This window comes from Mucilaginibacter pedocola (assembly GCF_002013915.1).
Taxonomy (GTDB): Bacteria; Bacteroidota; Bacteroidia; order Sphingobacteriales; family Sphingobacteriaceae; genus Mucilaginibacter; species Mucilaginibacter pedocola.
Genome location: NZ_MBTF01000034.1, coordinates 152,740 through 176,358 on the forward strand (window position 1 = coordinate 152,740; position 23,619 = coordinate 176,358).

The window sequence follows — 23,619 nt, forward strand, 5'->3', positions numbered from 1 at the left end:
AATTGTGGATAAGTCGGGAGCGAGGCAAACGCCTGTTATTTCAAGAAATCCTCATCCTTTATATCATCCTTAATAAATCTCTTGCCCGACTCGAGTATCTTGCCCAGCAGCCCATACTTGCGGTCGTCGGTGTACTTCGCTTTCTCAATTTTGGCAGGGGCCGGCGCTGCCTGTGCAACATCGTTATATTCCATTTTTTGGATACCCTTTATCAGCAAGCCAATACCTGTAGCATAAGTTGGTGCCTGCAGGTCTTCGTAAATACCTTTTGGCAATACTTCGTTCTTGGCCAAATGCTCGTTAGGATAACCAATACGGCAATCTAAACCGGTTACAAACTCTATCAGTTGGGTTAAGTGTTTCAGTTGGGCACCGCCGCCTGTTACCACTATACCACCGATCAGTTTCTTTTCGTAGCCGGATGATTTTATTTCGTAGTAAACGTGTTCAATAATTTCCTCCATACGGGCCTGTATCACAAAGGCCAGGTTCTTCACCGATATTTCTTTTGGTTCGCGGCCGCGCAAGCCCGGTACGCAAACTATTTCGTTCTCTTTGTTCTCTTCTGCCAGTGCCGAGCCAAACCTTACTTTCAGTTGCTCTGCAATGTTGCGCATTACCGAGCAACCCTCGCGGATATCCTCGGTTACGCTGTTACCACCAAATGGGATAACCGCAGTGTGGCGGATAATGCCCTCATGGAAGATGGCCACATCGGTAGTACCACCACCAATATCAACCAACACTATACCCGCTTCTTTCTCTTCCTCGCTCAGTACCGACTCCGACGATGCCAATGGCTCCAGTATCAGTTCCTGGCTTTCCAGCTGGGCTTTGGTTACGCATTTTACGATGTTTTTAATAGCCGTAACCTGGCCCGATATAATGTGGAAGTTGGCTTCCAAACGCACACCGGCCATGCCTATAGGATCTTTGATACCCGGCTCGCTATCTACAGTAAACTCCTGCGGCAATACGTGGATGATCTCTTCGCCCGGAGGCATCACCAGGTTGTACATATCCTCAACCAGTTTATCAATATCCTTGCGGCCTATCTCGGTATTCAGGTCCTTACGGGTTATCAGTCCACGGTGCTGCAAGCTTTTTATATGCTGCCCTGCTATACCTACGTTCACTATCCTTATCTCTACGTTAGATTGTGCGCTGGCCACATCAACTGCCTGTATAATGCCCTGCACCGTTTTATCGATGTTTGACACCACACCACGCGTAACACCCGCCGATTCGGCCTTGCCTATACCCAGCACTTCAATTTTACCGTTTTTGCTGCGGCGGCCAACAATAGCACAAATCTTAGTAGTACCAATATCAAGCCCCACTACTATTGGCGAACTCTTTTCATGTGTTGAACTTTTGTCCATATTGTCAAATGTTTTAAATAGATGTCTTTTTTACTTTTTCTTCTTGTCCGCGGGTTTTGCTGTGCCCTTTTTCTCTTCTTTCTTCTTCTCTGCCGGCTTATTTGCCGCTTTCTTGCTACTTACGTAGCCTGCTATCACATCCTCTGCCGAAGCAGGTTTTGCAACCGCCGTTTTCTTTTTAGTTGCCGGTGCTGATACTACTTTATGCTCGGCAGGCTTTGGTGTTGCCTTTTTGTGCTCTACTTTATGCTCCACTGGCTTCGCAGCTACCGGTTCACTTTTCGCTTCGTCGGCTTCAGCAGGCTTTTCTTTAACCGGCTCAGGTGTGTCGCGCAGTACCGGCCCATCGTTATCAGGCATCGGCTTTACTACGTTCATGCGTGCCGCCCGTAGCGAATCTTCTTCGGCACGTTTGCGCTGTGCTTTCAGGGCATTCAGCGAATCTACCAGCGTTTGGTTCTTCACCCCTATTACCTGGTTGTTGTACTTGGCGTTGATAACCTTGTAAGCATCCCAACCAACCATAGGCAGCGCCTTTTTGTAAAAAGCCTTCAGGTTGCCAAAACGCAGATCGAGCGAATCGGCATTGCCCAGCAAAATGCGCTGGTTGCCTACGCGGGGTATCAGCTCTATCTCGTGCTCTTTATTAATATATATCTGCGCTATCTGCGCATCCCAAAGCGAATCGTTACGGATAAAATCAGCAGTTTTGAAAATATCCTTTGCCAAAACCGTGTGCAACGAATCGACTTTGTTGGCAAACAACTCATCAATAAAACCATTGGCCACAATTACCTTCGCGGTAAAGTTTGGCGATAAGGGCATCTTCAGCCCATGCTGGTCTACATAAAAATCCTGCTCAAAGCGGTTCATCACCCGCAGTATGGGCTGGCGCTGGCTCACTTCTACCTGCATTACCCCATCCATATCGGCATAAACTTTGGCAAACTCCGCAAAGGGGTTTTTCTTCAGTTTATTTTCCAGCGCGTGCAGGTCAATACCGTCCATACGGCGGCCTATCAGCGTGTGGCTTTCAATCTGTAAAATTTTATCAACCTCCTGGCGGTCAATAAAATAATGGCTGCCGGGCATGTACACCTTTATAGATTTACAAACCACCTCGCCCTTTTTCACAGAAATGAAACTCATAAGCACCACCAAACCGGCCAGGCTGAGTGTCCAGCCAAGTCCAATTAAAAGCGGTTTCCAAATGCGTTTCTTAAACATGCTCTAAAATTTCTTTCAAAGGGTTTACCAGTGTATCAATATCTCCTGCGCCAACGGTTAGCAGCAATTCCGGTTGCTCGGCTTTAATAATGCCTAAGCTTTCCTGCTTGCCTACCAGGCGTTTGTTTTCCAGTTTCATTAGCCCAAGCACCATATTGCTATCCACACCCGGTATCGGCAACTCACGGGCTGGATAAATCTCCAGCATTAATAGCTCGTCTGCCATATCCAGCACCTCGGCAAAGCCGTCTACAAAATCGCGCGTGCGAGTGAACAGGTGCGGTTGAAACATTACCGTTAGCTTTTTGCCGGGGTAAAGTTTCCGTACCGACGATATTGCCGCCCTTAATTCCTCGGGGTGATGCGCATAATCGTCTATATAAATATGCTTCTCGTTCTTTACAATATATTCGAACCTGCGCTTAACGCCCTTGAACGAACCTAAAGCTTCGCGTATAGCATCGGCAGAAACTTCCAGCCTCAATGTTGCTTCTATAGCAGCAACGGCATTCTCTACGTTGTGCAAGCCTGCAATACCCATCCTGATATCAGGGATGCTGGTGCTGCCGTTATCAAAATCGAAATGGAAGCTGCCATCCTCAATACGGATGTTGCGGCCCATAGCGCCGGCTCCCTCTTTTATACTGTAAGTAAAACCTTCCAACGGCAAGCCTTTTTTGCTGATGAGCACACCGCCCGGTTTTATCTGCGAAGCAAACAGCCTGAACGATTCCTCCAGATGCGAGTGGTCGCCATAAATATCCAAATGGTCGGCATCCATTGAGGTGATAATGGCGGTATCAGGGCTCAGCGTCAGGAACGACCTGTCGTATTCATCAGCCTCAACCACCACAATATCATTTTTGCCGTATAGTACGTTGGTGTTGTAATTTGATGATATGCCACCCAAGAAAGCCGAACAATCTTTACCCGAATCTTTCAGGATATGGGCTATCATACTGGATGTTGTGGTTTTACCATGCGTACCCGCAACTGCTACCGTAAACATACCGCGACTGATAATACCCAACACCTGCGAGCGTTTCTGCAGATCGAACCCGTGGTTTTTAAAGTAATTAAGGATATGCGAATCCTTAGGGATAGCAGGCGTGTATATCACCAGCGTACCATCGCAAGGTTTCTGGAAGCTCATAGGTATCCAATCCAGCCTGTCCTCAAATACCACGCGGATGCCTTCGTTATGGAGGGCATCGGTAAGGGGGGTGCTGGTTTTGTCGTAACCGCATACAACACAACCCAAATGATGGAAATAGCGCGCCAGGCCACTCATGCCTATGCCGCCTATGCCTACCAGGTAAACCCGCTGTATGTTTTTTAGTTCCATGTTTTAACTCCTTTAAAGTTTATCTAAAACGCTTTAGCGCCTTTAACTAACCTCTTTTCTCCAACCGCTAATCTCTAACAGAAAAAGGCTATCCCCGCTATCCGCGGGGATTAGCCAATTAATTGTTGATTGTTATTTGGATAACCTCTTTTGCAATAACTTCATCGGCATTGGGCATAGCCAGTTTGCCAATGTTATCGCTTAATTTCTTTTGCAAATCTTTATCGCTTAATAGCTCCAGTGCTTTATCAACCAGTTGTGCCTCGGCATTGCGGTCGGCAACCAAAACCGCAGCTCCTTCGGTAACCAGGGCAAGTGCATTTTTAGTTTGATGATCCTCGGCCACATTTGGCGATGGTACCAGTATAACCGGTTTCTTCACCACACATAGCTCGGCAATAGTGCCTGCGCCTGCGCGGGAGATAATAACATCTGCAGCGGCAAAAGCCAAATCCATACGATTCAAAAACTCCACCACGCAAATGTTGGGGTGTATGTTATCGCCAAGTTGCGCCAGTATGCTTTTGTAATAAAACTTACCGGTTTGCCATACCACCTGAACATCGGCAGCTATCAGTTTATCTAAACCGGCCAGCATGCTTTTGTTCAGCGTACCTGCACCCAAACTGCCGCCGGTAACCAAAATGGTTTTCTTACGCGATGATAGTTTGTATAACTCCAGCGCCTGCATGTGCTTACCAACAATATCAACCGACTCTTTACGTATAGGGTTCCCCGTTTTAATAATGCGCTCTTTAGGGAAAAACTTATCCATCCCATCAAAAGCCACGCATATCTTCTTAGCCTTTTTGCCTAATATTTTATTGGTGATACCTGCGTAAGAGTTTTGCTCTTGTATCAGGGTTGGCACCTTCATTACGCCGGCTGCATACAACAGCGGGCCGCTGGCATAGCCACCCACGCCTACACAGGCATCGGGTTTAAAATCTTTAATGATCTGCACGGCCTTGCGCACACTACCCAGCAACTTCACCGGGAACATCAGGTTTTTGAGGATAGACTTGCGTTGTATGCCCTGTATATCCAAACCGATAATTTCGTAACCGGCAGCAGGCACCTTCTCCATCTCCATGCGGCCTTTAGCGCCAACAAAAAGTATTTCGGTATCGGGGTTAAGCTTTTTTAAAGCATTGGCAATAGCAATTGCCGGGAAGATATGCCCCCCTGTACCGCCGCCGCTAATGATGATGCGTGCCCCCCCCGCCCCCTGAAGGGGGAGCTTTTGATTAGCTTGGTTGCTCTGCTTTGTCATTTGCTTCTTGCTTTTATTTACTTTTAAATTGTGCTTCAAACTTCTGCTCCCCCTTCAGGGAGCTGGGGGGCCTGAGCTATACTTAAGCTATCTCCCCTACTATCACTTTATTATCGTTCCCTTTTTCTTTTGCCGCTTTGGGCTCATCAATATCTTTACTTACCGACAGGATAATGCCGAAGGCGATACTGGTGAACAATATGGATGTACCACCCATACTCACCAACGGCAGCGGCACACCTGTTACGGGGCCAAGGCCCACTGCTACCGCCATATTTGCGAAGGCTTGTATGGTAAGGCTAAAGCTTAACCCGGCGGCCAATAAAGCGCCGAACGCCTTTGGCGCTTTTGTTACAATTTTAATGCAGCGATATAGTAAAAACAGGTAAATGCTTACTACCACTATGCCACCAAACAGTCCGTACTCCTCTACTATAATGGCAAATATTTCATCAGAGAATGCCTCGGGCAGGTAATTGCGTTCGGTACTTTGCCCCGGGCCTTTGCCAAAGAAACCTCCCGTTGCTATAGCTATTTTAGCATGGTTACCCTGAAATAGTTTATCCTTATCGGCCAGTTCGGGGTGGAAGAATGCTTTTACCCTGGAAATGTGCGTCTCGCGGCGTGAGCCTAAGAACAGCATCCCGGTTAGCAGCACCATGCCTGCCAGGCAAACCACAGCTATCTGTTTGATGCTGATACGGCCCATAATGAGGAGCAAAATGCTTACACCAAACAACATCAAACCTGTAGACAAGTTGGCAGGGCCGATCAATGCGAAAATCACACATACCGAACCCATAATAGGCACAAAGGAATTTTTCACATCCTTAATGTTCTCCTGCTTACGCGATAGTATACGCGCCAGGTAAGTTATCAATGCCAGCTTGGCCAAATCGGATGTTTGGAAGCTAAGCCCTGTACCCGGTATTACTAACCACCTGGTAGCATGGTTTATACGCGCACCAAAGAATAGTGTATACAACAGCAAGGGGATAGTAATAAGCATCAGCAATTTGGATATACCGGCATAGTACCTGTAATCCAGCCTGTGCGATACATACATCAGCCCGATACCCGCCAATATCATGAACAGGTGCTTCATCAGGATACTCTCTACCCCTACGCCCCTGGTATAGGCCAGTGTGCCGATAGAACTATACACCGCCAGCATAGATATAGTAGACAGCATCAAAACGATGAGCCATATCCAGCGGTCTCCTTTTACGTTAGCGAGTATAGACCCAAAAGCCCCTCCCGTCCCCTGAAGGGGAAGCTTTTGATCTGCATTATGGCTATTCATTTCGCTCACTTTTTATCTTTTTATTCTCAATTCTTATTCAACTTCCACTCCCCCTTCAGGGGGCCGGGGGGCTCGAGCTTTTACAACTCCTTCACCGCGTCCTTAAACTGCCTGCCCCTGTCCTCGTAATTTTTAAACAGGTCAAAACTTGCGCAGGCCGGGCTTAGTAATACCGTATCGCCTTTTTCGGCAAGGTGGTAGGCTACCTGTGCAGCTTCGGCAGCCGAACCTGTGTTTACGATGATCTCTGTATCATCTTCAAAGGCATCATGAATACGTTTATTGTCTTTCCCTAAACATACAATGGCCTTAACCTTCTGCTTCACCAATTCGCGCAGCATGCTGTAATCGTTGCCTTTATCAACACCACCCAATATCAGCACTACCGGAGTACTCATGCTCTCGAGGGCGTACCAGGTAGAGTTTACGTTAGTGGCCTTCGAATCGTTGATGAACGATATGCCCGATATTTTGGCAACAAACTCCAAACGATGCTCGATGTTGCGGAAATTGCCCATGCTCTCGCGCATCGTTTCGTTGCGCAATTCGAGAACCTTTGCTACTATACCTGATGCCATAGAGTTATAAAGGTTATGTTTACCCTGCAGGGCCAATTCGTTTATCGACATTTGGAAATGTTGTTGGTGGATGTTTATGACAATATTGTCGTTATCGAGATACGCTCCCGTTTCAATCGTTTTTTCTATCGAGAACGGCAGCTGCTGCGCGGCTATCGTTTTGCCTTCCATTACTTTCAGTGTTTCGGCATCATCAGCGCAGTAGATAAAATAATCTGCCGCGGTTTGGTTCTGCGTTATCCTGAATTTGGATGCAGCGTAGTTCTCCATTTTATAATCGTACCTGTCGAGGTGGTCGGGGGTGATGTTTAGCAGCACCCCTATATCCGCCTTAAATTGATACATATTATCCAGCATAAAGCTGCTTATCTCCAGTACGTAATACTCAAAGTTTTCGGTAGCCACCTGGTACGCAAAGCTTTTGCCTATGTTACCCGCCAGCCCTACATTCAACCCTGCCGCCTTTAATATGTGGTAGGTGAGGCTGGTGGTAGTGGTTTTACCGTTGCTGCCGGTAATGCATATCATTTTGGCATTGGTGTAGCGGCCCGCAAACTCTATCTCGGATATTACCGGGATCTCCGCTGCTATCAGCTTCTTCACTATCGGTGCCTTATCGGGTATACCCGGGCTTTTCACTACTTCAACAGCGCTTAATATCTCAGCTTCGGTATGCCCGCCTTCTTCAAAGCGGATATTCCATTGCTGTAGTTGCTCTTTATATTTATCGGGTATAGCGCCAAAATCCGAAACAAAAACATCATACCCCTTCTGCTGCGCCAGGTATGCCGCACCCACACCGCTCTCGCCACCGCCCAAAACTGCAAGGCGAGCCCCTCCCGTCCCCTGAAGGGGAAGCTTTTGATCAGCAGGGTTGTTACTTTGCTCGTTCACTTATTTTGTTCCTTTTATTCTAAATTCTATTCAAACTTCTGTTCCCCCTCCAGGGGGCTAGGGGGCCTGAGCTTTGCTTTACCTCAGCTTCAACGTTATCACCGTTATAATGGCCAACATAATACAGATGATGTAAAACCTCGTTACGATCTTTGATTCGTGGAAGCCTTTCTTCTGATAGTGGTGGTGCAGCGGTGCCATCAGGAATACCCTGCGGCCTTCGCCAAACCTTTTCTTGGTCCACTTGAACCAGCTTACCTGTATAATTACCGACATATTCTCTACCACAAATATTCCACACAGTACGGGTATCAACAATTCTTTACGAATCATGATAGCGAACACCGCTATGATACCGCCTATGGCCAAGCTGCCCGTATCGCCCATAAACACCTGCGCCGGGTAGGCATTGTACCACAAGAAGCCCACACAAGCCCCCACGAAGGCACCGGCAAAAATTACCAGCTCACCCGAATTAGGGATGTACATTATGTTGAGGTAATCGGCTATCACCGTGTTACCCGATACATAGGCCAGTATGGCCAGCGTAAGCCCTATAATGGCGGAGGTACCCGTCGCCAATCCGTCTATCCCATCCGTCAAATTAGCGCCGTTGGAGATGAACGTGATGATAATAATGGTAAAGAACATAAATACCACCAGCGCATAATGCTCGTAACCGGGGCCGATAAACTTTAACACCTTGCCATAATCGAACTCGTTGTTCTTATAGAACGGCATAGTAGTTTTGGTCGATTTGATATCCTGGGTATAAACCTGCTTACCGCTACGCACGTGGTAATCTACAGGCACATCGTACTTAACCGGCAACTGCACTTCCTGGCGCATTAATATGCTGCTGTGGAAATACATGGTCCAGCCAATGAATATGGCCAAACCCACCTGCCCGGTTATTTTAAAGCGGCCCGCAAGCCCCTCTTTGTTCTTTTTAAATACCTTAATGTAATCGTCTAAAAAGCCTATCCCGCCCAACCATACTGTAGTTACCAGCATCATGATGATGTAGATATTCTCCAGCCTCGCAAAAAGCAAAGTCGGGATAAGTATCCCCGCTAAAATGATGATACCCCCCATAGTAGGCGTACCCGATTTTTGCATCTGCCCTTCCAGCCCGAGGTTACGCACCGTTTCGCCCACCTGTTTAAAGCGCAGGTAATCGATCAGCCTGCGGCCATACACCGTTGTAACCAGCAACGATACAATTACCGCCATCGCCATACGGAAGGTAATGTACTGAAACACACCGGCACCTGGGATGCTGTAATTTTTGTATAAGTAGGTAAATAAATAGTATAACATTGGCTCTTTTATTTTTCACCGATCACACCGATCTACTCCGATCTCACCGATTATTTTTTATCTAAACTATTACCTCTTTTATTTTCAAATTCTCAAATCATCAAATTTTCAAATCAATTCATGTCTTTGAACTGATTCTCCAATTCTTCCATATCATCGAAATGGTTTTTCACTCCGTTGATGTCCTGGTACTTTTCGTGGCCTTTGCCTGCCAGCAGGATGATATCTCCGGGCTGGGCCAGCATGCAGGCGGTTTTGATGGCTTCGCGGCGATCTACAATACTTACCGTGTGGCGTTTAAAGGCCGGGTCGATACCTGCCTCCATATCTTTAATGATCTGGGCAGGGTCCTCGGTACGCGGATTGTCGGATGTTATGATCACCTTATCGCTCCACTCGCTGGCTACTTTTGCCATTACAGGGCGTTTGGTTTTATCCCTGTCGCCGCCGCAGCCTATCACGGTTATTACCTTCTCTTTCCCCTTACGGATATCATGTATAGTACTCAGCACGTTCTGCACTGCATCGGGCGTGTGGGCATAATCAACGATACCTATCACCTTGTTTGGTGCTACTATATATTCAAAGCGGCCTTCGGCTCCGGTTAGCTTGCTTAGGCTCACCAGTACTTTGCCTTTATCCTGCTCCAGCAACATGGCAGCAGCATAAACCGCCAGCAGGTTGTAAGCATTAAAGGTGCCTACCAGTTTAAACCACACTTCCTCGTTATCAATATTCAGCAACAAACCGCCAAACTGGTTCTCGATGATACGTGCACGGTAATCGGCCATGCTTTTCAGCGCGTACGATTTGCGGTGCGCCGCGGTGTTCTGCAGCATTACGCTGCCGTTTTTATCGTCGGCATTGGTGAGAGCAAATGCGCTTTTTGGCAAGCCATCAAAAAATGCCTTTTTAGCATCGCGGTAGCTATCAAAGGTTTTATGGTAGTCGAGGTGGTCGTGCGTCAGGTTAGAGAATATCGCCCCCGAAAACTTCAAACCCTCTATCCTATATTGCGAAACCGCATGCGAGCTTACTTCCATAAAGCAGTAATCACAACCCTCATCAACCATGCTGGCCAGCAGTTCATTCAGCGCAACCGGGTCGGGTGTGGTATGTGTGCTCGGGATGATGCGGCCGTTCACCTGGTTCTCTACAGTAGATAGCAAACCGCATTTATAACCCAAATCCCTGAACAGTTTATATAACAGCGTAGCAATGGTTGTTTTGCCGTTTGTACCTGTTACACCAACCAGCTTTAAATTGCTCGATGGATTCTCGTAGAAGTTTGCGGCAAGCGTACCCAATGCTTTCGCAGAGTTTTGCACCATTAAAAAGTCAGTCTCGGTTGCAGTGTGTGCCGGCAGGTCTTCGCATACAACTGCAATGGCACCATCTTTAATAGCCTGGTCAATGTAGTCGTGCCCGTCAACCGCGGTACCTTTTACGGCCACAAATAAACAGCCCGGTACTACCTTGCGCGAATCGAACACTACGGCAGATATCTCCACATCGGCGCTGCCCTGCAGTTCGGTGAATGCTACGCCTTCCAGTATGTCACTCAAGTATCTCATTGCAGTTCTATGGTTATTTTAGATCCCCTTGGAATTTGGCTGCCGCCGGTAACCGACTGGCTGTTCACCGTTCCACTCCCACTTACTTTTACTTTATAACCCGCGTTACCCAACAGATAAAGCGCATCGCTAAGGCCCATGCCGGTAACGTTTGGCACTGTACCCGTTTTTACTTTATTTTCTTCGAAAGGGATGCCATTGCTGGTATCAACTCCGTTAGATGCCGCATTTAACGAAGCATACAGCGGCTTTACACCCAACTGCCTGTACACCTGTTTAAGCGCTTTAGTATCGCCGTGTTTGGTTTGCGGCAAAGTGGTATTACCTACATAGCGCACCGGCTGATGCTCTATATCCATGCTGCTGGCATACACCTTTTCGCATATTTCTTTAAAGGCTGGGCCGGCTGTTGATGCTGCGTAGTAACCGTTCTTAGGGTCGTTAATAACCACTATGAGCGAATACTTAGGATGCTCTGCCGGGAAGTATCCGCAAAACGACGATTGATATTGCTTTTTGCCTTTATACCCTTTGCGGCCATCTGCCACTTGTGCAGTACCGGTTTTGCCGGCTATGTTGAACATCTCGCTCTTTACGTTGCTTTTAGCAGTACCCTCGCTCACAACACCTTCCAGCATCTCGTGCATCTTTTTCATCGTTGCGTCTGAGCATATTTTCTGGTTGATGGTGCGGGTCTCAAAACGCTCTACCGTGTTGCCCAGCCTGCGTATCTCTTTTACAAAAAGCGGCGTTACGTATTTGCCGTTGTTGGCAATGGCATTATAAAACGACAACATCTTCAGCGGCGTTAACTGCATCTCGTAACCGTAGGCCATCTGCGGCAGCGTCATTTTTTTGTTCCAGCTGGCGTTTTTAGGGTTTTTCACCACCGGTTGCGCCTCGCCGGGTATTTGCAGCCCAAACTTCTCGTTCAGCTTCCAATCGTACAGGTGTTTCGTAAATTTTGCCTGATTGTTAGTATAATACCTATTAACCAGCGATGCTACGGCCGCATTAGATGATGTTTCGAAGGCGCGTTTTACCGATACCGTACCAATGCTACCGTGCGAATCGCGTATCACGTGGCTGTTGCCCGGTATTTTATAATCCTCGGTACTCACCAGCGTGCTGGTATCAACCATTTTATCTTCCAGCAGCGCCATGTACGATGCTACTTTAAAGGTTGAACCCGGATCCTGGTTACCGGCAATAGCATAGTTGAATTTCTCTTCGAAAGTGCCATCCTCTTTACGGGTATAATTGGCAATAGCGCGTACCTCGCCGGTTGCAACCTCCATCAAAATAACCGTACCGTGGTCGGCATCGCTTTTTATCAATTGTTTCTCTAAAGCGCTTTGGGCAATATCCTGAAAGTTGATATTAATGGTAGATATAATATCCGCACCCTGTTTTGGGGCAATATCATCTTCCTCGTTCACAGGAACCCAAACGCCACCGGCAAGGCGCTGCTCTAAACGTTTGCCACTTTCGCCGTTTATATAATTGGTATAAGCACCTTCAAGGCCCACGCCGTTTGATACGTTCTCGTTTTTATAACCGATTGTACGCGCAGCCAGCGATTTGAAAGGACGAATACGTTTGTTCTGCGGCTCGATGATCAACCCGCCTTTGTATTTACCCAGGTTAAACACCGGGAATTTGCGGATATCGGCCAGTTCGCGGTAACCCACCCTGCGGCGTATCAGCTGGTAACGCGACCTTTCTTTACGTGCTGCACGGAAAATACGCTCATACTCGCGGGCGGGTCTGTCTTTAAAATAGGCCGCCATAGCCATGGAAAGCGAATCTACCTTCTCGTCAAATACCTTATCATCGGCAATACCCGCAGCGGTCATGTCCATGTGCAGATCGTACTCCGGTACCGATGTTGCCAGCAGGCTGCCATCTTCCGAAAATATATTGCCCCTTGCCGCCTCAATAGTGCGGTAACGGGTAGAGTTTTCGCGCGCCATGGCTTTCCACTGATCGCCCTGCACTAATTGTACGCGAAAAAGCTGCACCACTACCGCTACAGCCAACAGTATAATAAGGCCGAAAGCGAGGTACACCCTCAGCAAAATATTGGTACGTATACTTAAACTCATTCCTGTTCGCCCTCCTTCACTACAATTTTTTGCGGCGGCTGCTCCGACTGGTGTATACCTATCGAGTCCGCCTCCGCGCGTTTGGCCACTTCGGTTAATGTACTTTTATAAGCCAGTTCGGCTTTACTGCTTTTATATTCCCAGCTTAATTCTTTTACCTGCTTACCTACCTTATCTATATCTCGTATGGTATTATCAGATACGTGGCGCAAGCCTATATATACCATACACAAAAAGGCTATGTAAAACACAAAGGGCAGCGCGCGTGTAACATCATCAGCCGATACCACACCGTTACGTAAAAACTGCGTAAAGAAGTTATCGGGGATGCCTTTAGGCTTTTTCTCCACAACAACTTCTTGCTCAGCTTCTTCTTCCAGAATTTCTTTGCGGAAACGGTTACTCATTTTTTTACTGCTATCCTCAATTTTGCACTGCGTGCCCTGTTATTATTCTTTATCTCCTCTTCCGATGCTGTTATAGCCCCGCGGCTAACGCTATCGAAAGGCTTGTTGTCATTACCGTAAAAATCCTTCTCCACCTCACCGCTAAATTTGCCTTTGGCTATGAAGTTTTTCACCAGCCTGTCTTCCAGCGAGTGGTAGCTCATTACCACCAACCTACCGCCAACAGCCAATACCTCTGCCGATTGCGTCAAGAAATCTTTCAAGGTTTCCAGCTCCTGGTTTACCTCTATCCTCAGCGCCTGAAAAACCTGCGCCAGGTATTTATTCTCCTTCCCTTTCGGGATGCGATTGCTAATGGCATTCTTCAGGTCGGCTACTGTATTTATCGGGCCATTCAACCTGGCGGTAACAATAGTATTGGCCAACGATTTGGCGTTTTGTATCTCGCCATACATACCAAAAATCCGGTGCAGGTCGGCCTCGCTGTAGTTATTTACTACTTGCTTTGCGCTTAACTCCGATTGCTGGTTCATGCGCATATCCAGTTCCGCATCAAAACGGATAGAAAAACCGCGCTCCGCCTCGTCGAACTGGTGAGATGATACACCCAAATCGGCCAGTATACCATCAACCGGGATAGCCCCATGCAAACGCGTAAAATTTTTGAGGTAGCGGAAATTTTGGTCGATGAATGTAAAGCGCTCATCATCCAACTTATTCTGCTGCGCATCGGCATCCTGGTCAAAAGCCAGCAATTGGCCATCCCCATCCAAATGCTTTAATATTTCGCGCGAGTGGCCGCCACCGCCAAAAGTTACATCCACATAAGTGCCGTTAGGTTTAATGGCTAAACCCTCTATGCACTCCTGCAGCATTACCGGTACGTGGTAGTTACTCATTCACTCGTTTTTTATTACCCATTACCAATTCGGCCAATTCGGCAAAATTTTCCGGTTCGTTAGCTATCATCGCTTTATGCGCTGCAGCATCCCAAACCTCTATTTTATTTAACATACAGGTAAGCACCACATCAGTAGTTATACCCGCGTGCTGCATTAAGTTCTTCGGGAAATTTATCCTGCCTGCGCTATCCGGTATCAAAGTGGTGGCGCCGGCAGTAAAATATCTCACAAAAGCAACAGCATTCCTGTCAAATTCGTTAAGTTTGCTTAGTTCATCCAATTTTTTGTCCCATTCTTTTTTGGTGTATATGACAAGGTATTTCTCGAGCCCACGGTTGATCACAATGCCCTCAGCATCAGCTTCAGGAAGCTGCTTTTTGAGGCCAGCAGGGATCATCATCCGCCCTTTGGCATCGAGTTTACATTCATATTCACCGGTTAAATAGGACATTTATATTGGCTAACATTTTTTGTAATGTAAAAGTACCGCTTTTCTCCACTTCTTAACACTTTTTACCACCAAAAAGTTTTCAACATTTTTCGTGGATTTTTTGCTTTATATTTAAATTTTTTCGGCAAAAATTGAGCTTTTAAGGTACTAATACTAAGCTTGTTAGCAATTTACACTTAAACGGGCATCGTGGACACTAAGTGAACGCATCGGCACCACGCAAACAGCACTAAAAACAAGGTCTTTTTATCACGAATAACAGCCACTTACCTCCACCCAGACAGGGACCGCACCATCCCCATCACTTTTGTTCAGGCATTTATGCTTTTCGCCATAAAATTTGAAGCATTCTGCAAAAAACATCCTATTTTACGCCTTCGGTGGTAGAGAGTGGGAGAATTTTGAAAAAGCCCGAATGCAAGCAGGGTTTTGCTTGCATTTGAAGGAAAACACGGCCGCGGTGGAGAATTGTGGGAGAGTGCCCGCACCACCGTGAAACAGCGGCCTTTTTTATCTTTCGAACCAAAAACACACCACAAGTGGAGAAATGTGGGAGGAACTTTAACCGAAGCAGATATTTGAGTATTTAAGTACTTTATAAATGATCATAGTAATACAATGCGCCGACCGTATAGGGTTGGTGGCAGCCATATCAACCTTACTTTCGCAAAAGCGCTGCAACATTATATCGATGCAGGAACACGTAGATAAAGGCGAACAGCTTTTTTTTATGCGTGTAGAGATAGATAAAACTGAAGATGCCGAGGAACTGCAGCAAGCCTTACAGGAGATACTACCCGATGGCGCTATTGTAAAGGTAAACCCCGAGGCCGAAAAGAAGGTAATTGTACTGGTTACCAAAGAGTACCATTGCCTGGCGGACATTTTAGTACGCAACTATTTTAAAACCCTTGGCGCAAGCGTGCAGTGCGTTATTGGCAACCACAATAACCTGCAGAATATTTGCCACCGTTTCGAGATACCTTTTTATTACATCCCATTTGCAGGCGATAAGCAAGGCTTTGAAGAAGCCATGCGCGATATTATTGCGCAATACGATTACGACTACCTGGTGCTGGCCAAATTTATGCAGATACTCTCTGCCGACTTTGTAGGACGCTTTAATAAACAGGTGATCAATATACACCATTCCTTCCTGCCGGCATTTGCAGGTGCCAGCCCCTACCGCCAGGCCTACGAGCGCGGCGTAAAGCTTATAGGCGCCACAGCCCACTACGTAACCGACCAATTGGACGAAGGCCCTATTATAGCGCAGCAGATCATCCCGGCCAATCACTCACACACCGTACAGGATATGGTAAAGGCCGGCAAAGAGATAGAAACCGCCGTACTGGCCAAAGCGCTTAAACTGGTGTTTGATGATAGGGTGTTTGTTTATAAGAACAAGACGGTGGTACTGGAGTAAGGTAATTAGCCCATATGGATAAAGAAACGTTTCTGGGTTTAATTCGATCCAACATCAAAAAATACAGTTATCATACAACGGAGGTTATTGGCAGTACCGTACCCAGATATGTGTATACTATTGGCTCGAACGAATTGTTTGGATTTGAATTGATCTTTGCCGGCGGCATTATTTATTTAAAAGATGATGTGCAATTGATCATCGGATCGATCTTTGATGAACTGAAAAACCAGGTAAGTGTGCCGGATATAGCATTGTCTATAGCTTCTTTAGGAACATTTAAATTGAGAGTTGTAGACCGATCATGGAGCAAGATAACTATGTTAGGCGTTTTTGATCATTATAAAGCAGAAGATATTCCAGCCTATCAAATTATCCCCGACGAAGAACACCATACACTTGATGTGCCCGACATGTCACAAGTATTTGATCCTTTGGCCGAACCTGTTTGGCAATGGTTAAATAAAGATTGGAATTATCCTGTGTCAGAAAAATCGACAGCAATAACAAATTTGGAGACCTTTTTTGGAGAACCCATCACAGAATTAACCCGCTGGGAAGATGACGAATGGGAGATGTTTACAACGGACCCAACGAATATGCTAAAAGAAAATATGCGCGTTGCATCAATAGCAACTTTACTGGCTATGGATGATACGCTTAAACCTTTGCTACAGCTATCCACTGGAGAAGGCATATGGCGGAAGGATAGAGATTCGGATTGGCAGGCTTGGGGTTAAGCATTTTAGATGCTCTACACAATAGCATGAGAGTAGTTAATTAGAGCCAGCTGTCCATTTTAAACGGTACGCACTTGTTTCCCCAAAAAACTTCTCAAAAGCGAAACCCGAAACCCGCTGCGCGCCATTTTAGTCCCCTATTCGAACACAATAGTGTCCTCGCCCGACACTTTGGCCACGTGGCAATTACAACCACCCGATACCTTAATAATGGCGCTTACCATTTTATTGGTAGCAGCATTGGTAGCTGTTATTTTAATATCGTCCCCCTCGGTAGATAGTTGCTTTTTGTTGCCATCGGTAACGAAAACATACTTACCGTCCTGACTGGTTTTACTGCCCATGCCATTGGCCAGTACTGCTGTGTTGGTACGCAGGTTCACCACTTTTACATCTTTTACGTTTACAGGAGCGCCCGCCTTATCAACAAAGCTTACGGTTAACGCGGCAAACTCCATAGTGCATATTTGTCCCGTGGGGCAGCCCGTGGTTTTCATTTTTTTGCTGCAGGCTGTAAACCCGCCGGCAATTAATACAATGGCAAGTATTTTGGTAAAGGTGCGTTGCGTCATAATAAGTATCGGCTTTTAAACCCCTAACACCAAAACGGAATAATTGTTGGCGTGTGGCCAAACTTATTCGAAAACAATTATTTCGGGGCCCGACAACTTGCTGATATGGCAATTGCAACCGCCGGATATTTTCAAGGTAGCGGTAGCTGTTTTACTATCAGCAACGCTGGTGGCTGTAACTTTCACATTATCGCCCTCGGCAGAAAAATCGCTTTTGTTACTATCAGTAGCAATGGTGTGCAGATCAGGTGAGAAACCGGGGTCGATAACACCTTTTGCAACTATTGCAGTATTGGTACGCAGGTTTGTTACCACAATATCCTTCACGGCAACCGTACTACCGGCTTTATCCTGAAACCTTACACTTATGGAGCGAAACTCTTCGGTACACATCTGTGACGCATCGCAGCTATTCTTTTTATTGGTGCAGGCAGTAAAGCCTGTAGTGGTTAAACAAAGTAAAAAAGTTATCTTCTTAAGCATATTGTTAGTATTTATAAGCATTACGCGATCAACGACCCAAATGATACACCAGCATAGTGAAAACCCGATACACTAAAAGCAAAAATGCAGCACCGATATGGCACTGCACTTTTTCGGGTAAGCTTATTTACTTGCTTTTAGCTCGGCAAGTTCCTGCCGCAGTTTTTCTATTTCGGCCTGTTGTTCTTTAACGGCGCCTACCAATAGTGGCACCAGTTTTTCCAGGTCGGCGTGCAGGGTGGTTATGGCTTGCGGGTTGTTTTTGCCGGCCGTAAACCAGTAGTTCTTTTCGCTTACTGCCGTCGGTACTACGGGTTTCAGGTCTTCGGCTATAAAGCCAAGCTGTTTCCCGGCAGGCAAATTAAGCTGGTTATGCCCCACCCGGTTATACTCATAGGTAACAGGCTTTAGCTGCTTTATATAACTCAAAGCATTGGTAACTGGTGCTACATTGGTAGTAAGCGCCGTGCTATGCTTTGTTTGTTGTGCTTGTGCCGATGAGTTGATAGCGAATAAAGATACAAGGCCTAATACGGCCGATAATGATATATGACGAGTGTTCATGATTTAAATTTTAAGTATAAGAATTACAGCCCGCCGGTTACAGCAGGTACATTAATAAAAGACCGATAAAATTTAAACGTGGTTGGGCGGTGGCGTGGGCACAGGGGGTATCCACCCCAGGTGATGGCCGCACTGGTGCGGATGATGCCACGATGAACTACCCACACTAAGCACAGGCAATATATACTGGCTGCCGGTAATGGCCCAATACTCTTTCAGCTCTACTTCTTTGGTTTCGTTGGGGCGGGCATCGTCGTCCTCGCCATCGGCAGGTGCGGGATACTGTTGTTGATGTTTAGCGGCCATAGCGGTTACCAGCGCATTAACAATGCCTGCACGTTCCAATACCGAAAACAGGCAAACAAACACCAATAAATATTTAAATAAGGCCGAACGCATAAACAATAAATACTATGCAAACATAGCAATTGCGGTATTGCAAGCAAATTTTTCTTTAATAATTTTTAGCAGTTTTTACAGCACCTGGTTAAATTCCAGCCGCTCTCCATCCGGACCGGTTATGTTGAAGTATTTGCAACCACGCTCCCAAAACTGCAGGAAAACAGGTTCGGGTTCGATGATGTTGAAGCCCGCCTGTTTAACGATGGCGTAAGTGGCATCAATATCCGGAACGTCAAAGGCCACATGGTCGATATGCCCGTTGCTGCGGGTGCGTATTTCGGCCAGCTCGGCTTCGGGAAGTTGGTAAAGTTCTATTATCATGGCATCGCGCTTCATCATTACGCAGGTGCCGCGTTGGCCTTCTGCGCCGAAACCGGCCTGCATTACATTGACAAAACCAAGCCGCTCGTAAAAGGCTTGCGAGGCGGTAATATTAGTTACCGGTATGCCGATATGTTGGATGGCATTGAGTTGGAGATTGGTAGCTTGCTGTATCATAAAAGGTTATACCGAACTGGCAAATTGGTTTATATTAGCACAAGATACCATTTAATAATGCCAACCTTAAAACCTAAACTAATTTTTGCTATTGCGCTGCTTGCTTTAACTACAGTTGGCGGTTGTAAAAAAGGCGCGGCCGTAGGGCCCAAAGACAACTCTGATAACGTTTGGTTACTCAACAATATCAAACACACCGTAACCGGGACCAACCGGACCGGGACACCCGGAGAACCCGAAACATCTATTGTTTTTCAGGAATCATACATTGGTAACTCCGCAGTGATAGATTTTACCTTTAAAACCCTGCCAACAGCCAGCGGCACCTATAGGCTTATCTACCATGACCTGACGCCTTTGGGCGACGACGAAATGAATTTAGTAGTAAATACAAGAGATACCAACTCCTGCCAATATATTGGCGAACCCGTAAACGTGCAGGTTACCGTGACAAACGGCAAGATCAAAATTGATGTTCCTCCTGTAAAGGTAAAAAGCTACGATGAGTCACAAGCGGTTTACGACTTGTCGGCATCGGTTTATGAATTATAAAAGCAATGAAAACGCCACCACAGCTTAGGTTGTTATTTATGCTCTAAACGGGCGATAATGCGCTTCCCCATTTCCTGGAAAGGCAACTCTATCAGCCTGTAAGTGATATAAGCAACCGGTGCGCTTATTCCCAATACTACGCAGAACCTAATACCCACATCTGCCAGCGAATTACTACTGAAAACATTCAGGTGGTATTTTACCAGCAAGTTATTCACCAGCAAATGGATAAGGTAAAGGCTGTAGCTAATGCGCCCTATCCACAGGGTTATGGGGTTTACCAGCAGCTTTACCGGCCGTTCAGATAAAGCATAGGCGGCAATGGCGAAAGCAATGGCAAATAAGTAATGCGGCTTAAACAAGTTTCCGCCCAAAAGATGGATAAGTATAAATGCCGATAAATAGTAGCAGCATCTTACTAATGAGTCCCTCTCCTGTTGCCCGACCGGAGTATGCTTTAACTGAAACAAACACACTCCGATGAGAAACACGGGCAGTTGGGAAAAGATGTTCTCGTAAACGTAAACGCCCCAGGTTATGCTATCGCCCGTGAGCGGATACCTCGACATAACCGCCGTCACAATCTTTGCCAATACCAGGGCTGCCAATGTAATGTTTATGGCAGCAGGCAAATTCTTCAACCTGAAAAACAACACCGGGAATATAAGGTAAAACAACACCTCCACCCCTACCGACCAGCCGCCCGGCACGGTAGAGTTCATCCAATTAGCATTGAGCCCATGCACAAAAAACAAATTGGCCAAAACCGACGAAAGCGACGGCGTATTTATACCGATAAGCAAAACAACACCTATTATAATCATATAAAGCGGCGCTATCCTGAAAACCCGGCGGATAAAATAATTGCGAACCGGCTTGTGTTCTTTTTTTGATTTGCTGTTTAGCGACAAGCATAATGTAAAGGCACTCATCAGGAAAAAGAGCGTTACGCCTTTATCGCCGTTCCATAATATTTCTTCAACAGCGGCGGGCAGGTGATAATTGCTTATCGAAGCAAAATAAGGGTGCGAGTGATGCAGTATCACCATTAAAATGGCTATACCACGCAGTGCTTCAATATAAGCTAGCCGTTGCGAATCGGGGATCATGAATAAGCGGATTGAGTACCGCAATATAAATAAAGTTATATATCAACTTCCTGGTTTGCATTTCCCGGTGGCCTATTTTAAGTCCTACCTCCAGTGATGGCCATCGGCACCAATTTACTGCTGTTTACTTTCCAGGTACTTGGTGGAAAATGAACCGCCCAGTAATTCACCTTTCGAATTATAAATAGCCCAATCTTCTACCCCAGTTGCTTTAATGCTTAACCTTTGACCTGTTTTGATGTTTTTCAGTTCGAAAGGCGAATCAATAAATATGCCTTTAAGTGTACCTTTTTCATAGTCGTATATCTGCGACCACATGTGTTCATGTTCACCATTTTCCACAAAATCGGACTTTACCACCAGGCGATATTTTTTATCATGCCCAAACTTCTTAACTGCATTGATGAATTGAGGCAAATGTTTTTGTGCTGTATCTTTTAGCGCTAAAAAAGTCCTGTCACCTTTTTCGAGATGGACGGATTTGTACAAAGTGTCGTTTTTCACTTTCCGATGCTGGCATAAGGCGGCCGGAGCATATAAAACAATTAAAAGTAACAGGATATTCTTCATACTACATCACCCTCACCTTCAAAAAGCTCGGCTGCGCTTTGGAGCTATACAAACGGTGTGTTTGTTTTTTAAAGTCGGTATCCTTGGCTTTCATAATATCCTGAAACTGCTGCGTGTTTCGGTCTATCAGCGGGAACCAGGTGCTTTGTACCTGTATCATAATGCGGTGGCCTTTTTTAAAGGTGTGCAAAACGTCCTGTAGTTCGAAGTTCACGGGGGTTACTTTACCGGGCGTAAACGGCTCGGGTTTCTCAAAGCTATTACGGTATTTACCGCGGATAGGCTCACTACGTACCATTTGTTCGTAGCCGGCCATCTTTACATCCTTACCTGTGAACTGGTTGTTGGCAGCAGCATCGGGGTATACATCCAAAACTTTAACTATCAGATCGGCATCGGTACCGGTGGTGCTGAATTTCAGGTTGGCCCAAATGTTGCCGGCAATGGTTACATCTTTATCCAACACCTCGGTTTTGTAGGTGAGTACATCGGGGCGTTTTTCGGCAAAGCGCTGGTCGGCGGTCATGTATTCGCGCTTCATATCGAAGTCGATACCATCAATAAAGGGCACAGGGTTCATTGGGTCAGATACCCATTCTTTGTAATCGTCTTTGGTATTGGTTGGCGCGCTGAACGATAGTTTACCGCCGGGCAGCAAGTAAAGGTTCTTCTCCTCCGCTTCTTTTGGTGGCCAGGTGTTAAAGTTTTTCCATTCATTCACGCCGGTTTGGAAGGTTGATACCTTCGGCATATCCAGCGGCGTACCTTTCAGGTAATGGCTGAAGAAAGCGAACTCGAGTTTCTCGCGGTAGTAGGGGCCGGTGGGGCCGCCAAAACTCACATCGCCCAGGTGGTCGCCGTTGCCACGTGCCCAGCCGCCGTGTACCCATGGGCCCATGGCAAAGTAAATGGGCGTTGCTGGGTTCTTTTGGGCTAATACTTTATAGGTGTTTATAGCACCATATAAGTCCTCGGCATCGTACCAGCCGCCGGTTACTAATACGGCGGTTTTAATATCGTGCAGGTGCAGCAATACGTTACGGTCTTTCCAATGCTGGTCGTAATTAGGGTGGTCCATCATTTCGTTCCACAGGCGAATGGTATCTTTAAAATACTTATCGTTAGTGTTCTTCATCGAACCCATATCCAAAAAGAACTTATACCCATCATTAGTACCGGGGTCAAAGCGGCCACCGCGGCGTTGGGTAGGTTTATCATCCTGGCGGTTGGTAAAGCCCGGATAGAAACCAAAGTTGGCCACTAAAAAGAAAGCGCCATTGTGGAAGGCATCATCGCGCCACAGATCGGCAATTGGTGCCTGCGGCGATGCAGCAACCAATGCGGGGTGGCGGCTCAGCAAAGCGGTAGTGGTGTAAAAGCCGGGGTACGATATGCCCCACACACCTACCTTACCGTTATTATTTGGGATGTTCTTCAGCAGCCAGTCTATAGTGTCATAGGTATCAGTACCTTCATCAACGTCGTTATTGGTTTTGTGCACCTCTTTTTCGGGCGTCATCTCTTCGTAAATGCCTTCGCTCATCCAGCGGCCGCGCACGTCCTGGTAAACAAAAATGTAGCCATCCTTCAAATATTGCGGGGAGGGGCCAAGGCTGCCTTTGTATTTATCAACCCCATAAGGCGCAACGCTGTAGCAGGTGCGGTCCATCATGAAGGGGTACTTCTTGCTTTGGTCTTTGGGTACATAAACCGATGTGAAGAGTTTTTTACCATCGCGCATGGGTATCTCATACTCATACTTGGTATAATTATCTTTCACATAGGCAGCATCGTTTTGAGCGAATGAGCTGCAAGCCGAAAGAATAAAGCAGAAAGCGAAAAGAAGAGCCTTTTTCATTTTTGGGATGATTGATAAAGCTAAAGTACAGATAAAAAGAAAAAAGCCCCCAAAACATGGCGGCTGATATAAATATGTTACGAT

The 23,619-nt window shown here is 46.4% G+C and carries 23 protein-coding genes; 3 read left to right on the forward strand and 20 right to left on the reverse strand.

Going from position 1 to position 23,619, the window contains the following annotated elements; genetic code table 11:
• Positions 1–35 precede the first annotated feature (35 nt).
• From ftsA to mraZ, 12 genes are all read right to left on the reverse strand, one after another.
• Positions 36–1,382 (reverse strand): cell division protein FtsA, encoded by a 1,347-nt coding sequence (gene ftsA / locus BC343_RS21040; protein ID WP_078349757.1) that lies wholly within the window; start codon positions 1,380–1,382, stop codon positions 36–38.
• Positions 1,383–1,412: 30 nt separating this feature from the next.
• A complete protein-coding gene (locus BC343_RS31425) occupies positions 1,413–2,609 on the reverse strand; it encodes a cell division protein FtsQ/DivIB (RefSeq protein WP_202909837.1) in 1,197 nt (398 codons plus the stop codon).
• On the reverse strand, positions 2,602–3,954 hold the full coding sequence (gene murC, locus BC343_RS21050; RefSeq protein WP_078349758.1) for a UDP-N-acetylmuramate--L-alanine ligase: 1,353 nt from the start codon (positions 3,952–3,954) through the stop codon (positions 2,602–2,604). The genes BC343_RS31425 and murC overlap by 8 nt, the downstream gene beginning before the upstream one ends.
• Before the next feature lie 118 nt (positions 3,955–4,072).
• Positions 4,073–5,227 carry an undecaprenyldiphospho-muramoylpentapeptide beta-N-acetylglucosaminyltransferase gene (gene murG / locus BC343_RS21055; protein WP_078349759.1) on the reverse strand — a complete coding sequence of 385 codons (1,155 nt, stop codon included), beginning with the start codon at positions 5,225–5,227 and terminating at the stop codon, positions 4,073–4,075.
• Between the two features lie 82 nt (positions 5,228–5,309).
• On the reverse strand, positions 5,310–6,530 hold the full coding sequence (locus tag BC343_RS21060) for an FtsW/RodA/SpoVE family cell cycle protein (RefSeq protein WP_078349760.1): 1,221 nt from the start codon (positions 6,528–6,530) through the stop codon (positions 5,310–5,312).
• Positions 6,531–6,610: 80 nt separating this feature from the next.
• Complete coding sequence (murD, locus tag BC343_RS21065; protein ID WP_078349761.1) at positions 6,611–8,002, reverse strand: UDP-N-acetylmuramoyl-L-alanine--D-glutamate ligase; 1,392 nt, start codon at positions 8,000–8,002, stop codon at positions 6,611–6,613.
• 78 nt (positions 8,003–8,080) lie between these two features.
• Entirely contained in the window at positions 8,081–9,322 is a 1,242-nt protein-coding gene (gene mraY / locus BC343_RS21070) for a phospho-N-acetylmuramoyl-pentapeptide-transferase (RefSeq protein WP_078349762.1), read from the reverse strand.
• A gap of 113 nt (positions 9,323–9,435) precedes the next feature.
• A complete protein-coding gene (locus BC343_RS21075; protein ID WP_078349763.1) occupies positions 9,436–10,896 on the reverse strand; it encodes a UDP-N-acetylmuramoyl-L-alanyl-D-glutamate--2,6-diaminopimelate ligase in 1,461 nt (486 codons plus the stop codon).
• Positions 10,893–13,001, reverse strand: coding sequence for a penicillin-binding protein (locus tag BC343_RS21080; protein WP_078349764.1), 2,109 nt, complete (start codon positions 12,999–13,001; stop codon positions 10,893–10,895). Before BC343_RS21080 ends, BC343_RS21075 begins: the two co-directional genes overlap by 4 nt.
• Positions 12,998–13,408: an FtsL-like putative cell division protein gene (locus BC343_RS21085; RefSeq protein ID WP_078349765.1), complete on the reverse strand. Its 411-nt coding sequence runs from the start codon at positions 13,406–13,408 to the stop codon at positions 12,998–13,000. Before BC343_RS21085 ends, BC343_RS21080 begins: the two co-directional genes overlap by 4 nt.
• Positions 13,405–14,307: a 16S rRNA (cytosine(1402)-N(4))-methyltransferase RsmH gene (rsmH, locus tag BC343_RS21090; RefSeq protein ID WP_078349766.1), complete on the reverse strand. Its 903-nt coding sequence runs from the start codon at positions 14,305–14,307 to the stop codon at positions 13,405–13,407. The genes BC343_RS21085 and rsmH overlap by 4 nt, the downstream gene beginning before the upstream one ends.
• Complete coding sequence (gene mraZ / locus BC343_RS21095; RefSeq protein WP_078349767.1) at positions 14,300–14,761, reverse strand: division/cell wall cluster transcriptional repressor MraZ; 462 nt, start codon at positions 14,759–14,761, stop codon at positions 14,300–14,302. Before mraZ ends, rsmH begins: the two co-directional genes overlap by 8 nt.
• 601 nt (positions 14,762–15,362) lie before the next feature.
• On the opposite strand from mraZ, the gene purU reads away from it, so the two are divergent.
• Positions 15,363–16,187, forward strand: a complete 825-nt coding sequence (gene purU / locus BC343_RS21100) for a formyltetrahydrofolate deformylase (RefSeq protein WP_078349768.1) — start codon at positions 15,363–15,365, stop codon at positions 16,185–16,187.
• Between the two features lie 14 nt (positions 16,188–16,201).
• A complete protein-coding gene (locus BC343_RS21105; protein WP_078349769.1) occupies positions 16,202–16,927 on the forward strand; it encodes a hypothetical protein in 726 nt (241 codons plus the stop codon).
• Positions 16,928–17,064: 137 nt separating this feature from the next.
• Here BC343_RS21105 and BC343_RS21110 read toward each other — a convergent pair whose 3' ends face one another.
• The 5 genes from BC343_RS21110 to BC343_RS21130 all read right to left on the reverse strand — a co-directional run bounded on the left by BC343_RS21110 (position 17,065) and on the right by BC343_RS21130 (position 19,446).
• Positions 17,065–17,499: a hypothetical protein gene (locus BC343_RS21110; RefSeq protein ID WP_078349770.1), complete on the reverse strand. Its 435-nt coding sequence runs from the start codon at positions 17,497–17,499 to the stop codon at positions 17,065–17,067.
• A 63-nt stretch (positions 17,500–17,562) separates the two neighbouring features.
• A complete protein-coding gene (locus BC343_RS21115; protein ID WP_143822294.1) occupies positions 17,563–17,982 on the reverse strand; it encodes a hypothetical protein in 420 nt (139 codons plus the stop codon).
• A gap of 123 nt (positions 17,983–18,105) precedes the next feature.
• A complete protein-coding gene (locus tag BC343_RS21120; protein ID WP_078349772.1) occupies positions 18,106–18,546 on the reverse strand; it encodes a tail fiber domain-containing protein in 441 nt (146 codons plus the stop codon).
• Between the two features lie 72 nt (positions 18,547–18,618).
• The gene (locus BC343_RS21125; RefSeq protein ID WP_078349773.1) at positions 18,619–18,945 is read right to left on the reverse strand and encodes a hypothetical protein; all 327 of its coding nucleotides are present in this window, start codon (positions 18,943–18,945) and stop codon (positions 18,619–18,621) included.
• 75 nt (positions 18,946–19,020) lie between these two features.
• Positions 19,021–19,446 (reverse strand): VOC family protein, encoded by a 426-nt coding sequence (locus tag BC343_RS21130; RefSeq protein ID WP_078349774.1) that lies wholly within the window; start codon positions 19,444–19,446, stop codon positions 19,021–19,023.
• A gap of 57 nt (positions 19,447–19,503) precedes the next feature.
• Here BC343_RS21130 and BC343_RS21135 point away from each other — a divergent pair, with 57 nt between their 5' ends.
• Positions 19,504–19,998 (forward strand): hypothetical protein, encoded by a 495-nt coding sequence (locus tag BC343_RS21135; protein ID WP_078349775.1) that lies wholly within the window; start codon positions 19,504–19,506, stop codon positions 19,996–19,998.
• Positions 19,999–20,030: 32 nt separating this feature from the next.
• Here the strand turns inward: BC343_RS21135 and BC343_RS21140 are convergent, their stop codons facing one another.
• From BC343_RS21140 to BC343_RS21150, 3 genes are all read right to left on the reverse strand, one after another.
• A complete protein-coding gene (locus BC343_RS21140; RefSeq protein WP_078349776.1) occupies positions 20,031–21,107 on the reverse strand; it encodes an acyltransferase family protein in 1,077 nt (358 codons plus the stop codon).
• Positions 21,108–21,221: 114 nt separating this feature from the next.
• Positions 21,222–21,677 carry a DUF2314 domain-containing protein gene (locus tag BC343_RS21145; protein ID WP_078349777.1) on the reverse strand — a complete coding sequence of 152 codons (456 nt, stop codon included), beginning with the start codon at positions 21,675–21,677 and terminating at the stop codon, positions 21,222–21,224.
• A gap of 1 nt (position 21,678) precedes the next feature.
• Positions 21,679–23,535 carry a CocE/NonD family hydrolase gene (locus tag BC343_RS21150; RefSeq protein ID WP_078349778.1) on the reverse strand — a complete coding sequence of 619 codons (1,857 nt, stop codon included), beginning with the start codon at positions 23,533–23,535 and terminating at the stop codon, positions 21,679–21,681.
• Between the last annotated feature and the right edge of the window lie 84 nt (positions 23,536–23,619).